This is a genomic window from Streptomyces sp. NPDC002935, from assembly GCF_040611295.1.
In the GTDB taxonomy this organism is placed as follows: domain Bacteria; phylum Actinomycetota; class Actinomycetes; order Streptomycetales; family Streptomycetaceae; genus Streptomyces.
Genome location: NZ_JBEXNW010000007.1, coordinates 308,763 through 321,361, shown reverse-complemented (window position 1 = coordinate 321,361; position 12,599 = coordinate 308,763). Strand labels below are relative to the sequence as shown.

Sequence of the window (12,599 nt, the reverse complement as noted above, 5' to 3'; positions counted from 1 at the left end):
ATCCACGTATACGGGCAGCCGGCAGTCAAGGAGACACCACCGCCGCTAGCCCGTTCGGCGCTGAGGGGCATGCCCGTGGGGGCGAACGGCGGTCCGGGCGCGACGCCCACGGAATCCGGGGCTCCACCCCGGCGGGACCGTTCGGCGCACCGTTCACCGACGGCTTCGACCGCCCACCGCACAACCGTGCTCCCGGCCTGTCCGCGCGGGGCGGGGCGCGCTGGCATACAGGCCATGACGGCCGGAACCACCACCATCACCCGCGGGACGACCGCCGAGCACGAGCTGGCCGAGCTGCAGCGCGAGCACGGCCGCCCTCTCTTCGCCCTGCTGTTGCGCCTGTCCGACGGCGACCGGCAGCGCGCCGAGGATCTGGTGCAGGAGACGTTCGTACGGGCCTGGCAGCATCCCGAGGCCCTGCGTACCGACGACTTCGACTCCGTACGCCCCTGGCTGCTGACCGTGGGCAGGCGGCTGGCGATCGACGCGCGGCGGGCCCGTCAGGCACGGCCTCCGGAGGTCGGGGACGCGGTCCTCGAAAGCGCTCGGATCTGTGCCGATCACGCCGAACGGTCGGCGGCGACGCTCGATGTGCGGGAGGCTGTGAAGACACTCACTCCCGAGCACCGTGAAGTCCTGGTGCTGGTGTACTTCCACGGGGCGAGTGTGGCGGAGGCCGCCGCGGCACTCGGCATTCCGCCCGGTACCGTGAAGTCTCGCGCGTACTACGCGCTGCGCGCCCTGCGCCGGGTTCTTCCGGGATACGCGGCCGACCTGCGGTGAAACCGAAGGCTGAGTCAAACCTCCGTAAAGCCCCTTGCTGAGGACCATGGTTGAGCACTCAGCTTGCCTCATCCGTGTTCCGGACTGGGGCCCGGGGTCGGGCGACGCGCACGCACCGGAGGAAGGCGGGAAGGGATGCTGCACAGAGGTCAAGAGAGCACGGACGGCACCGGCGGAGGCGAACTCACCGTCCCCATGGCATGGTTGTACGCCGAGTACATCGCCGACGAACTGCTGCGGACGGGCGACCTGATGCCGCCCACCTCTTTCGAGTTCCGCGCCGGGCGCGACGCCCTCGCGCTGACCGTCTTCCTGTCCGACAGCGGGGGCGAACTCTCCGGAATCCGGGTCATCACCCAGCTGGAGACGTGGCTTTCGCTGACGGCGTACGACCAGCCCTGGCAGGAGTGGGTGCGCGAGCAGCTGGCTCTGCGCGCGGCCGAGGCCGCCGGATCCGCCTCCCCCGACCCGGACTTGGAGCTCGCGTCGGCGGCCTGGCGGTGGCTGGAGGAGACGGAACTGCTCGCTCCGGACCTCGACGCGGTGCCCGGCGGCGGTCCCGTGCCTGGTGAGGACGACGGTCCGCAGGTGTGGACACCCGCGTGGCAGCTGGGGCTGCCGCTCGGGCATCTGGCCATCCACCTCTTCTGACGGTGGCCGCGAACACGCCGGGAACAATTTTTTCGAGCTCTCACCAATCCGCGAGCGCCGGTGCTCCGAATGTCTTGGCCGCGATTCCGGACGAGTCTTGAGTGATTCGACGGTCTGGTGCGTACCCGTGGGCAACAGCAACACCACTCACAGTCCGCATCAACGCCACGAGGATTCGGTATTCGGTATGAGGTCCCTGGAACGGCATCGCGACGTCGGCGCCTATGCGCTCGGCGTACTCGGCGAGGCGGAAGCCTTCCGCTTCGAGGACCACCTCTCGGAGTGCCCTCGGTGCACGGCGTATGTCAGTGAATTCCGCCCCGCCGCACGGCAGTTGATGCTGTACCGCCGGTCGACGCCGCGCACCGTGCACCCCTTCGCGGCGCCCGGGCCGCGGCTGCTCGAAAGGCTGCTCGGCGAGGTGGCCTCGCGCAACCGGGCCGGGCGCCGGCGCTTCCTGTACGCCGTGGCGGCCTCCGTGGTGCTCGCGGCGGGCGGGCCGGCGATCGCCGTCGTCACCGCGCACGACTCCTCGTCGGACCGGATCGCCGCGGCGGACCCCCCGTCGAACCAGATGGCCAGGACCGACGCGGAGACCGGGGTCTGGGCCCAGGTGACGACCCGCGACCGGGTCTGGGGCAGTGACATCGAGGTCGCGGTCAAGGACGCCGAGGGCCCCCGCTCCTGCGAGCTCGTCGCCATCGGCGAGGACGGCTCGGAGCAGACGGTGACGAGCTGGATGGAGCCCCCGCACAACGGTGCCGCCATCACCATGCAGGGCGGCTCGTCGATGCGGAGCAAAGAGATCGTCCGGTACGAGGTGCGCACGGCGGCCGGCAAACACCTCGTGACGCTCAACTCCCCCTGAGCGACGCCCGTCCCATCGCCGGGGCGACCGCGTGGCGGCCCTCGCCGAGGCATCACGGCAGCACCGGGTCGGCCGCGGGACCGCCTACTTGAGCAGCCGGGACATCCGCCGGTCCGCCAGCGGCTTGCCGCCGGTCTGGCAGGTCGGGCAGTACTGCAACGAGGAGTCGCTGAAGGAGACCTCGCGGATGGTGTCGCCGCACACCGGGCAGGCCTCCCCCGTTCTCCCGTGCACCCGCAGACCGCTCTTCTTCTCCGCCTTCAGCCGCCCGGCCGCCAGCCCGTGGGAGCGCTCCACCGCCTCGGCGAGCGTGCCGCGCAGCGCCTCGTACAACCGCCGGGTCTCCTCGGGGGTCAGCGAGGAGGCGATCTTGAAGGGCGACATCCTGGCGGCGTGCAGGATCTCGTCGCTGTACGCGTTGCCCACGCCCGCGATCAGACTCTGGTCGCGCAGCGCGCCCTTCAGCCGGCGCCGCTCGCCCTGGAGGAGCCCGGCGAACCGCGTCTCGTCGAAGTCGCCGGCGAGCGGGTCCGGGCCGAGCCGGGCCACTCCGGGAATCTCCCCCGGGTCCCGCACGACGTACACGGCGAGCCGCTTCTGGGTGCCCGCCTCGGTGAGGTCGAAGCCCTCGCCGGTCTCCAGCGCGACGCGCAGCGCGAGCGGTCCCTTGCCGGGCCGGGGCCGGCCGTCGGGGAGCGTGTCCTTCCAGTGCAGCCAGCCCGCGCGGGCCAGATGCGTGACGAAGTGCAGGCCGTCCGCGTCGATGTCGAGGAACTTGCCGAACCGGTGGACGGCCGTCACCTCGCGTCCCTCCAGGGCGGAGACCGGGGGGTCGTACGTCTTCAGGACGCTGATGGCGACGGGCAGCACGCGCACGACCCTGCGGCCGACCAGATGATCGGCCAGGAAGTCCTTGAGCGCTTCGACCTCGGGCAGTTCCGGCATACGTCCAGAGTGCCATCCGGCGCCGACGGCGCCAGGGATCAGTTCCGCTCCCGGACGAGGAACTCGCACCACACGACCTTGCCGCCGCCGCGGGCCTCGACGCCCCACACGTCGGTGAGGCGGTCGACGAGAAGCAGGCCGCGGCCGGAGACACCGGACTCGCCGGCCTCACGGCGGCGGGGCAGCGCGCTGGAGGAGTCCTCGACCTCGACGCGCAGTCTGCGGTCGGAACCGGTCAGGACGCGCAGGGTGACGATGGCCGCGCCCTCGGTGTGCATGAGGGCGTTGGTGATCAGTTCGTCGGCGACCAGCTCGATCTCGTCGGCCCGCTCACGGGCTCCCCAGGCACGGACGGCGGCCCGGATCATATGGCGGGCCTCCACCAGCGCCTCCGGGTCGCCGGGGGCCACATGCTGCTGGAGACGTCCGCCCGAGCGCTGGTCGGAGACACCGCGGCGGCGCAGGATCAGCAGCGCGACGTCGTCGTCCCCGCCACGTTCCTCGGCCATGTCGATGAGCCGGTCGGCGAGGTCGCTGACGTCGGCCGGGCCGACACGGATGCGCTCCCTGAGGGCGTGCATGCCGTCGTCGAGGTCGACGCCCGGCTCCTCGACCAGCCCGTCGGTGCACAGCAGCAGGGTCTGGCCGGGGTCGAGTTCGATGGTGGCGACGGGGTATTCGAGGCGCCCGAACTCGGCGGACAGGCCGAGCGGCAGGCCCCCTTCCACGGGCAGCCGGCGGCACCTTCCGTCGGTGTAACGGACCAGCGGGTCTATGTGGCCCGCCCGCACCAGCTGGGTCACTCCGGTGGACAGGTCGACCTCGGCGTACAAGCAGGTCGCGAAGCGGTCGGTGTCGAGCTCGTGCAGGAAGACCGAGGCTCGGGCCATCACGGTGGCCGGGGTGTGGCCCTCGGCGGCGTAGGCGCGCAGCACGATGCGCAGCTGGCCCATGACCGCGGCGGCGTGGGTGTCATGGCCCTGGACGTCGCCGATGACGGCCCCGACGCGGCCGCCCGGCAGTGGGATCAGGTCGTACCAGTCGCCGCCGATGTCCCGGCCGAGGGAGGCGGAGCGGTAGCGGACGGCGACGTCGGCGCCCGCCACGCTGGGGATGGAGCGCGGCAGCATGGCCTGCTGGAGGCCCTGGGCGAGGTCCTTCTCCTGCTCGAAGAACATGGCCCGCTGGAGGCTCTGGGCGATGCTGCTGCCGAGCGCGACGAGGACGTTGCGCTCGTCCTCCGAGAAGCCGTACCGGTCGTTGTAGAGCAGGCCGATCGCACCGATGGGGCGGGCCTGCACGATGAGCGGCAGATAGGCGGCCGAGGTGATCTTCAGATCGGTGATGTTCGGCCACAGGAGCGGGTACGACTCGGCGAACTCCTCGGGCGACTCGATGAAGTGCGGCGCGAGGGTCCGCACGACCTCGTTCATCGGGTACTGCGCGTCCAGGCGCGTCACCCGGGTGCCGGGGACGTAGCTGCGCTCGGGGCCCGTGGCGACCATGCGGATACGGCCGGCCTCGACCAGGCCCATGACCAGGCTGGTCGCTCCGAGGTGGATTAGGCCGTGAGTGTCCTGCAGGACGTCGATGACGTCCTGGACGGTGACGGCGTGGGCGAGCGCGGCCGTGGTGAGCTGGACGACGCTCGTCTGCTGGCGCCGCGCCCCGGCCTGTTCACGGCCGGGCGCGCCTTCGCTGAGTTCCTCGGTGGCGTCGCGGACGATACCGATGATCCGGCGCGGCCGGCCGGTCTCGTCACGGCGGATGTAGCCCTGGGTGTGGGTCCATCGCAGGGAGCCGTCGCGGCGGCGGATACGGAAGTAGGCGCCGTAGTTCTCGCTGCCGTCCTTGAGGGCGTGGGACACCATCGTGTCGAGGCGCAGCGACTCGGCCGGCGGGACGCGCATGCCCAGGGTGGCCGGGTTCCCGTCGTACTCGTCCGGGCGCACGTCGAAGACCTCGTGGGCCTGGGCGTCCATCTGCATCAGACCGGTGTCCAGGTCCCAGTCGAAGCTGCCCATCTGGTTGAGCGCCAGGATCGGAGCCGGGTGGGCGGGCCAGTCGTCCGGGAGTGACAGGGCGCTCGCTCCCCGATCAACCATGGGGCCACCTTGCCAGCATTTGCCCGATTATTCGACTCCTGGGGAACCCGCGTTCGGGCTCCCCGGGCGAGCAGTCGCTCACCTGTCGAAGTTGTCGGCCGAGGCGTCGAAGACGCTGTCCGAACCGGTCGTCTCCTCGGGGATCAGGCCGCCGTCGGGTACGTCGGGGCTGTCCGGGACGGTGTCCGGACCGGCGTCCTCGGTGGGCGTGCCCGGCTCGGTGGGCGGGACCCGCTGTGAGGTGGGCTCCGGGGAGCCGGAACGGTCGGGGTCGGGCTGGGCCGTCCGCGGGGCGGTGTTCCCGCCCGAGGGGGCCGGGGTGGTCCCCGGCCGCGTCGTCGGGGGTGCCGTGACGGTGGCCGTGGGGCAGCGCGAGGGCTCGTCACGCGGGGGTGCGGGCCGGTCCGGCCGGGATACGTCCCTGGCGGCGCCGTCCGTCGGCCTGCCGGTGCGCCCGGTACCGGGCCCACCGGTCTCGCCCGGGGCTTTCTCCCCGGGTTCCGGTGTCGCGGTCACCGTCGCGGTCGCTGTCGTCGTCGCGGAGACGCAGTCGGACGCGGAGGTGTCCGGGGACGGGCTTCTGTCGCCGGGCGGGTCGCTGGAGGAAGGGGCGTGCGGGTGCGGGGAGGAATCGTGCGGCCTCGGGCTCGGGGCCCAGCCGTCGGGCGGCGGTACGACATGGTCGTGATGGTGGCCGTCGTGGCCGATGGGCCGTTCGATCCAGGTGTTGTCGGCCACGTCGATGATCGTGATGTCGGTGATCACGACGGGCGCGGGGGTGACCACGACGACCTGTTCGGGCCGGTACCCGCTCCAGGGCCTGCCCCGGGTGCCGGGGTTCCCGTCGAGCGCGGTGGGCCGGCCGAGCGGGTTCCCACAGGCGCAGCGGACCCTGGGTACGCCCCGGTTGTCGATGAGGACGGCCGTGCCGACCTGGAGCACGGCCTGGAAGCCGCGCGCCCGTCCGTTGCCGAATCCGTGGTTCGTGACCCGGGTGTCGGCGCTCAGCTCGACCGGGGTCAGGCCGCGCAGATAGACCGGGACGGACCCCGGGGAGATACCGGAGGCCTGGGCGAAGGCGTCTGCCCTGACCCGGTCGGCGCCGAGGAACCGGATCTGCTTCTCGACGTCGCAGCTGCCGACGTTCCGGGTGCCTCCGTAGAGGCCCGGTGTGGCACCCGAGAGCGAACGGACCGACTGCGTGCCGGTCGGTGAGGATTGCGGCGTTCGGGTGACGGGTGGCCTGGGCACGGTGGAGGTGTCGGTGGACGCCGTGAAGGGGTCGGGTCCCTGGGCCGCGACGGGCTGGAGGAAAACCTCACCGCCGTTCGAGCCGCTCGTCGCCCTGTCCCTGCCGGAGCCGCCACAGCCGGCGACGACGAGGAGTGCCGCCGCGAGCGCGCAGGCCGCGACGAGGGTCCTGGTGGGTATGTGCACCACGTTCTCCCGTCCGTCCCGGGCCGTCCCGGGCCATCCGTGGACCATTCTCTGCGTCACCCTCTTGGCGCACGCAAGCGGAGATCGGTCACCCAACGTCACAATGGAGGGGAGAGGAGCACGCGCCATGGAGTGGTTCGTCGCACCCGACTACGGGCTGAGCCGACTGGTCTTCCAGCGGGCGCTGGCCGTCCTGTACCTCGTCGCGTTCCTGGGCGCGGCCCTGCAGTTCCGTGCGCTGATCGGGGAGCGCGGGATGCTGCCGGTGCCCCGCTTCGTGCGGCGGGTCGCCTTCCGTGACGCCCCGAGCGTCTTCCATCTCCGCTACTCGGACCGCTTCTTCGCCGCCTGGTCCTGGACGGGCTGCGCGGTGTCGGTGGCACTGATCGCGGGCCTCGACGGGCAGCTGCCGCTCTGGGGCGCGATGCTGCTGTGGCTGGTCCCGTGGGCCCTGTATCTGTCGATCGTCAACGTCGGCCAGACCTGGTACGCGTTCGGCTGGGAGTCCCTGCTCCTGGAGGTGGGCTTCCTCGCGGTCTTCCTCGGCAACGACGAGGTGGCGCCGCCGGTCGTGGTGCTGTTCCTGATGCGCTGGGTGCTGTTCCGCGTCGAGTTCGGCGCGGGGCTGATCAAGATGCGGGGCGATGCCTGCTGGCGGAAGCTGACCTGCCTCTACTACCACCACGAGACCCAGCCGATGCCGGGTCCGCTGAGCTGGTTCTTCCACCATCTTCCCCAGCCGTTCCACCGTATCGAGGTGGCCGCGAACCATTTCACCCAACTCGTGCTGCCCGTGCTGCTGTTCACCCCGCAGCCGATCGCGTCGGCCGCGGCGGCGCTGATGATCCTGACCCAGCTGTGGCTGGTCCTGTCCGGCAACTTCTCCTGGCTCAACTGGACGACGATCGTGCTGGCCCTGAGTGTGGTCGAGATCCCGAACACCGCGTCACGGGCCACCACGGCACCGCTCTGGTACGAGGTGGTCGTCCTCGCCGTCGCCGCCGGCCTGCTGGCTCTCAGCTACCGTCCGGCGCGCAATCTGCTCTCCCGGCGGCAGGTCATGAACCGCTCCTTCGACCCGCTCCATCTGGTCAACACCTACGGGGCGTTCGGCAGCGTCAGCCGGGTGCGTCACGAGGTGATCGTCGAGGGCACGGCGGACGAGGTGCCGCGGGAGGACGCGCGGTGGCGGGAGTACGAGTTCAAGGGCAAGCCGGGCGATCCGCGTTACTGGCCGCGCCAGTTCGCGCCGTACCATCTGCGGCTCGACTGGCTGATGTGGTTCGCGGCGCTCTCGCCCGGGTACGCCGGCGCGTGGTTCCCGGGTCTGGTGGAGCGGCTCCTGGAGAACGACCGTGACACGCTGCGGCTGCTGCGCCGCTCCCCGTTCCCCGCCGACGCGCCACCCCGCTTCGTCCGCGCCCGCCTCTTCCGCTACCGCTACACGACCTGGCGCGAACTGCGGGAGACGGGCGCGTGCTGGCACCGGACCTATGTGCGCGACTTCCTGCCGCCGACCCGGTTGGAGGGCATCGCCGAGCGGCGGATTCCGTACTAGGCCGGGCCGGTCGACGCTGTTTCCCCGATGTCCCGCGCCCGATCGGCGGGCCGGTGAGTCGGTGGGCCGGTGAGTCGGTGGGCCGGTGGATCAGACGCGGTAGACGCGGGTGGCGGTCCCGGCGAAGACCGCCTGGCGCTCGCTCTCGTCCAGGCCCGCCGTCACCTCCTCCGCCGTGCGGAGTACCTGGCCGTAGGTCGCGACGAGCGTGCACACCGGCCAGTCGGAGCCGAACATGATCCGGTCGGGGCCGAACGCCTCCAGGACCGTGTCGGCGTAGGGCCGCAGGTCGTCGGGCGTCCAGCGCACGGGGTCCGCCTCGGTGACCATCCCGGAGAGCTTGCACACCGTGTTGGGCAGCGCGGCCAGTTCACGGACGGCGCTCACCCAGGGGTCCAGGGCGCCGGTGGCGATCGGCGGCTTGCCCAAGTGGTCCAGCACGAAGGTAAGTCCGGGGTGTTGCGCGGCCGAGCGGGCACAGGCGGGCAGTTGGTGCGGCAGGACGACCAGGTCGTGGACGAGGCCCGCCTCCGCGACGGCGGCGAGTCCGCGCCGCACGTCCGGGCGGAGCAGCCATCCGGGGTCGCTCTCGCCCTGGACCTGATGGCGGACGCCTCTGAGATGACGGCCGCCGCGCATCTCCCGCAGCCGCGCGAGTTCGTCGGCGACGTCCGGCCGGGTCAGGTCCGTCCAGCCGACCACGCCCGCCACCAGCGGGCTCTCCTCCGCGAGGGCGAGGAGTTCCGGGGTCTCTTCGGCCACGGTGACCGTCTGCACGAGAACGGTGCGGTCCACACCGGCGGCCCCGGCGAGCGGTTCGAGGTCGGAGATTCCGAAGTCGCGTCGCAGGGGCTGGAGTTCGGGGCCGGTGATCCAGTCCTGGTCCCGGACCGACAGGTCCCAGACATGGTGGTGTGCGTCGACGGTCACGGCAGTTCCCGTACGGGGAGGGGTACGGCGTCGGACAGCAGGCCCTCCGCGCGCAGTTCCCGCCAGAAGTCCGGGGGCACCGGCGTCGCGAACTGCTCCGCGCAGTCCCGGACTTCCGCCGCCGAGCGGGCGCCCACCAGGACGCTCGCCACGGCCGGGTGGGCTGCCGGGAGGGCCAGAGCGGCGGCCCGCAGCGTGGAGCCGTGCCGTTCGGCGATCGCCTTCAGCCGCAGGGCTCGGTGCAGCAACTCCCGGGGCGCGGCGGCGTAGTTGTACGTCGCTCCCGGTCCCGGGTCCGCCAGCAGGCCCGAGTTGAAGGCGCCGCCGATGACCACGGAGGTTCCGCGGTCATCGGCGGCCGGCAGCAGCCCGGTGAGCGCGCGCTGGTCCAGGAGGGTGTACCGGCCCGCGCACAGCACCACGTCGACGTCCGTCTCGCGGACGAACCGGGTGAGCATCTCCGTCTGGTTCATGCCCGCGCCGATCGCGCCGACCACGCCTTCCGAGCGCAGCTTCTCCAGCGCGGGGTAGCCCTCACGGAAGGCCTGCTCGGCGTGGTCGTCGGGGTCGTGCAGGTAGACGACGTCGACGCGGTCGAGACCGAGCCGTTCGAGGCCGGCGTCCAGGCTCCGGCGTACCCCGTCGGCGCTGAAGTCCCAGACGCGGCGGTGCGTGGCGGGCACGGCGAAGCCGTCGGCCAGGTCGTCGCCGCCCGCGTCCACGGGCTCCAGGAGGCGGCCCACCTTGGTCGAGACGGTGTACTCGGCGCGGGGCCTGTCGCGCAGGGCCGCGCCCAGACGCCGCTCGGAGAGGCCGAGCCCGTAGTGCGGGGCGGTGTCGAAGTAGCGGATGCCGCTCGTCCAGGCGGCGTCGACGGCCTCGTTCGCCTGCTCGTCGGTGACCTCGGTGAACAGGTTGCCGATGCCGGCGGCGCCGAAGGACAGCCCGCTGACGGGGACGCCGCTGCGGCCGAGGGAGTTCACCGGCCCGCCGGGCGCGCCCGCAGCCCTTGCATGCCGCCGTCCACCGCGAGCGCGGTGCCGGTGGTGGAGCCGGACAGCGGGCTCGCCAGATAGGCGATGGCGCCCGCGACCTCCGGTGCCGTCACCAGGCGGCCGGTGGGCTGGCGGGCCTCCAGTGCGGCGCGCTCGACGGCCGGATCGGGGGCGGCGTCCAGGAGCCGGCCGACCCACGGGGTGTCCACCGTGCCGGGGTTGACGCAGTTGACGCGGATGCCTTCGCGGATGTGGTCGGCGGCCATGGCGAGGGTGAGGGAGAGGACGGCGCCCTTCGACGCCGAGTACAGCGCCCGCTGCGGCAGGCCCGCGGTGGCGGCGACGGAGCAGGTGTTCACGATCGCCGCGTGCGCGGATTCGCGCAGGTGGGGCAGGGCGGCGCGGGTCGTCCGCACGATGCCGAGGAGGTTGACGTCCAGGACCCGGTGCCACTCCTCGTCGTCGTTGTCCTCGACGGTTCCGCGGGCTCCGATGCCCGCGTTGTTGACCAGGACGTCGAGGCCGCCCAGCTCCGCGACGGCGGCGGCCACGGCCTGTCGCACGGAGGCGTCGTCGGTGACATCGGCGCGGTGGCCGGTCAGCGGCTTGTCGACGGACGACGGATCGAGGTCGAGGACGGCGACCCGGGCGCCGCGGGCGGCGAGGAGGTCGGCGGTGGCCCTGCCGATCCCGGAAGCTCCTCCGGTCACCAGTGCCCTGAGTCCGTCGAACTCCTGAGGGTCCGTCATACGGCATGTCCCTTCCGGTCGTTGGCTTTCGGCTGGGCGAGGTCGGCGGCCCAGAAGGCGCCGCCCGGGTAGGTGAACTCCGCGATGGACTCCGGCCGCATGGTGGCGGAGAAGCCCGGCGCGGTGGGTGCCGTGTAGTGGCCGTCGCGGATCACCACCGGTTCGGTGAAGTGCTCGTGCAGATGGTCGACGTACTCGATGACGCGGTCGACGGTGGTGCCGGACAGGGCGACGAAGTCGAACATCGAGAGGTGCTGGACGAGTTCGCACAGGCCCACGCCCCCGGCGTGCGGGCAGACGGGCACGCCGAATTTGGCAGCGAGGAGCAGGATGGCGAGGTTCTCGTTGACGCCGCCGACGCGGGCGGCGTCGATCTGGAGGACGTCGATGGAGCCCGCCTGGAGGAGCTGCTTGAAGACGACGCGATTCTGCGCGTGTTCGCCGGTGGCCACCTTGACGGGCGCGACCGCCGCGCGCACGACGGCGTGGCCGAGGATGTCGTCGGGGCTGGTCGGCTCCTCGATCCAGTACGGCCGGCACTCGGTGAGCGCCCGGGTCCAGGCGATCGCCTCGTCCACGTTCCAGCGCTGGTTGGCGTCGATCGCGATGCGGATGTCCGGGCCCACCGCCGCGCGGGCGACGCGGCAGCGGCGTACGTCGTCCGCCAGATCCGCTCCCACCTTGAGCTTGATCTGCCGGAATCCCCCGGCGACCGCCTCGGCGGCGAGACGGCTGAGCTTCTCGTCGCTGTAGCCGAGCCAGCCGGGCGAGGTGGTGTACGCGGGGAAGCCCTGTGAGCGCAGGGTCGCGGCGCGCCCCTCGGACCCTTCCCGGCCCCGGCGCAGCAGGTCCAGCGCCTCCTCGGGGGTCAGCGCGTCCGTGATGTACCGGAAGTCGATCTGTCCGACGAGCCAGGCGGGATCGGACTCCGCGAGCAGGCGCCACAGTGGCTTGCGGGCGCGCTTGGCGGCCAGATCCCACACGGCGTTGACGACGGCGCCGATCGCCATGTGCATCACGCCCTTCTCGGGTCCGAGCCAGCGTAGTTGGCTGTCGCCGATCAGGTCCCGGGAGAGGGAGCCGGGGTCGGCGCACAGCTCGTCGACGGACCGGCCGGTCACGTGCCCCCGCAGCGCGTCGATCGCGGCGACCTGGACCTCGTTGCCCCGCCCGATGGTGAAGGTGAAGCCGTGCCCCTCGGCTCCGTCGGCGGCGTCGGTGCGCAGGACGACGTACGCGGCCGAGTAGTCGGGGTCCGGATTCATCGCGTCCGAGCCGTCGAGCTCGCGCGAGGTGGGGAAGCGGATGTCGTAGGTGTCGACCGCGATGACACGAGCGGGGGTCGGGAACGTCGGGGACACGGAAGGCCTTTCGTCGGTCCTCGTCGGGCGTCGTCGAACAGGACGCGTGGCCGGAGGTCCCGCTACCGACCGGGACGAATGTCTATCAGACCGCTTGAGGCTCCGACAGGCGCCATGAGGCCGGTTCCGCGGACCCGGCCCCATGGGATCTGGCCCGCGGGGCCGGACGCGACCGGCCGAGCAGAGGCTTGCCCTCGCGGGGCCCGGCCCGACCGGC

11 protein-coding genes are annotated in these 12,599 nt (G+C 72.1%); 4 read left to right on the top strand and 7 right to left on the bottom strand.

Annotated elements, in window-relative coordinates; translation table 11 throughout:
- The first annotated feature begins 234 nt into the window (after nucleotides 1-234).
- From ABZX90_RS12530 to ABZX90_RS12520, 3 genes are all read left to right on the top strand, one after another.
- Nucleotides 235-783, top strand: a complete 549-nt coding sequence (locus tag ABZX90_RS12530; RefSeq protein WP_351120044.1) for a sigma-70 family RNA polymerase sigma factor — start codon at nucleotides 235-237, stop codon at nucleotides 781-783.
- A gap of 135 nt (nucleotides 784-918) precedes the next feature.
- Nucleotides 919-1,434: a hypothetical protein gene (locus ABZX90_RS12525; RefSeq protein ID WP_351120042.1), complete on the top strand. Its 516-nt coding sequence runs from the start codon at nucleotides 919-921 to the stop codon at nucleotides 1,432-1,434.
- 187 nt (nucleotides 1,435-1,621) lie between these two features.
- Nucleotides 1,622-2,302, top strand: coding sequence for a zf-HC2 domain-containing protein (locus tag ABZX90_RS12520; protein ID WP_351120041.1), 681 nt, complete (start codon nucleotides 1,622-1,624; stop codon nucleotides 2,300-2,302).
- A gap of 84 nt (nucleotides 2,303-2,386) precedes the next feature.
- On the opposite strand, the gene ABZX90_RS12515 is transcribed toward ABZX90_RS12520, so the two are convergent.
- From ABZX90_RS12515 to ABZX90_RS12505, 3 genes are all read right to left on the bottom strand, one after another.
- A complete protein-coding gene (locus tag ABZX90_RS12515) occupies nucleotides 2,387-3,247 on the bottom strand; it encodes a DNA-formamidopyrimidine glycosylase family protein (RefSeq protein WP_355204116.1) in 861 nt (286 codons plus the stop codon).
- 38 nt (nucleotides 3,248-3,285) lie between these two features.
- Nucleotides 3,286-5,352, bottom strand: coding sequence for a SpoIIE family protein phosphatase (locus ABZX90_RS12510; protein WP_351120037.1), 2,067 nt, complete (start codon nucleotides 5,350-5,352; stop codon nucleotides 3,286-3,288).
- Between the two features lie 78 nt (nucleotides 5,353-5,430).
- Nucleotides 5,431-6,837 (bottom strand): DUF6777 domain-containing protein, encoded by a 1,407-nt coding sequence (locus ABZX90_RS12505; protein ID WP_355204113.1) that lies wholly within the window; start codon nucleotides 6,835-6,837, stop codon nucleotides 5,431-5,433.
- Between the two features lie 79 nt (nucleotides 6,838-6,916).
- On the opposite strand from ABZX90_RS12505, the gene ABZX90_RS12500 reads away from it, so the two are divergent.
- Nucleotides 6,917-8,347, top strand: a complete 1,431-nt coding sequence (locus ABZX90_RS12500) for a lipase maturation factor family protein (RefSeq protein ID WP_351120033.1) — start codon at nucleotides 6,917-6,919, stop codon at nucleotides 8,345-8,347.
- A 90-nt stretch (nucleotides 8,348-8,437) separates the two neighbouring features.
- Here the strand turns inward: ABZX90_RS12500 and ABZX90_RS12495 are convergent, their stop codons facing one another.
- The 4 genes from ABZX90_RS12495 to ABZX90_RS12480 are packed head-to-tail and all read right to left on the bottom strand — an operon-like array spanning nucleotide 8,438 to nucleotide 12,382.
- On the bottom strand, nucleotides 8,438-9,277 hold the full coding sequence (locus ABZX90_RS12495; protein WP_355204110.1) for an amidohydrolase family protein: 840 nt from the start codon (nucleotides 9,275-9,277) through the stop codon (nucleotides 8,438-8,440).
- Nucleotides 9,274-10,260, bottom strand: coding sequence for an aldo/keto reductase (locus ABZX90_RS12490; RefSeq protein WP_355204108.1), 987 nt, complete (start codon nucleotides 10,258-10,260; stop codon nucleotides 9,274-9,276). Before ABZX90_RS12490 ends, ABZX90_RS12495 begins: the two co-directional genes overlap by 4 nt.
- On the bottom strand, nucleotides 10,257-11,021 hold the full coding sequence (locus tag ABZX90_RS12485) for an SDR family oxidoreductase (protein WP_351120027.1): 765 nt from the start codon (nucleotides 11,019-11,021) through the stop codon (nucleotides 10,257-10,259). The genes ABZX90_RS12490 and ABZX90_RS12485 overlap by 4 nt, the downstream gene beginning before the upstream one ends.
- On the bottom strand, nucleotides 11,018-12,382 hold the full coding sequence (locus ABZX90_RS12480; protein ID WP_355204104.1) for an enolase C-terminal domain-like protein: 1,365 nt from the start codon (nucleotides 12,380-12,382) through the stop codon (nucleotides 11,018-11,020). The genes ABZX90_RS12485 and ABZX90_RS12480 overlap by 4 nt, the downstream gene beginning before the upstream one ends.
- Between the last annotated feature and the right edge of the window lie 217 nt (nucleotides 12,383-12,599).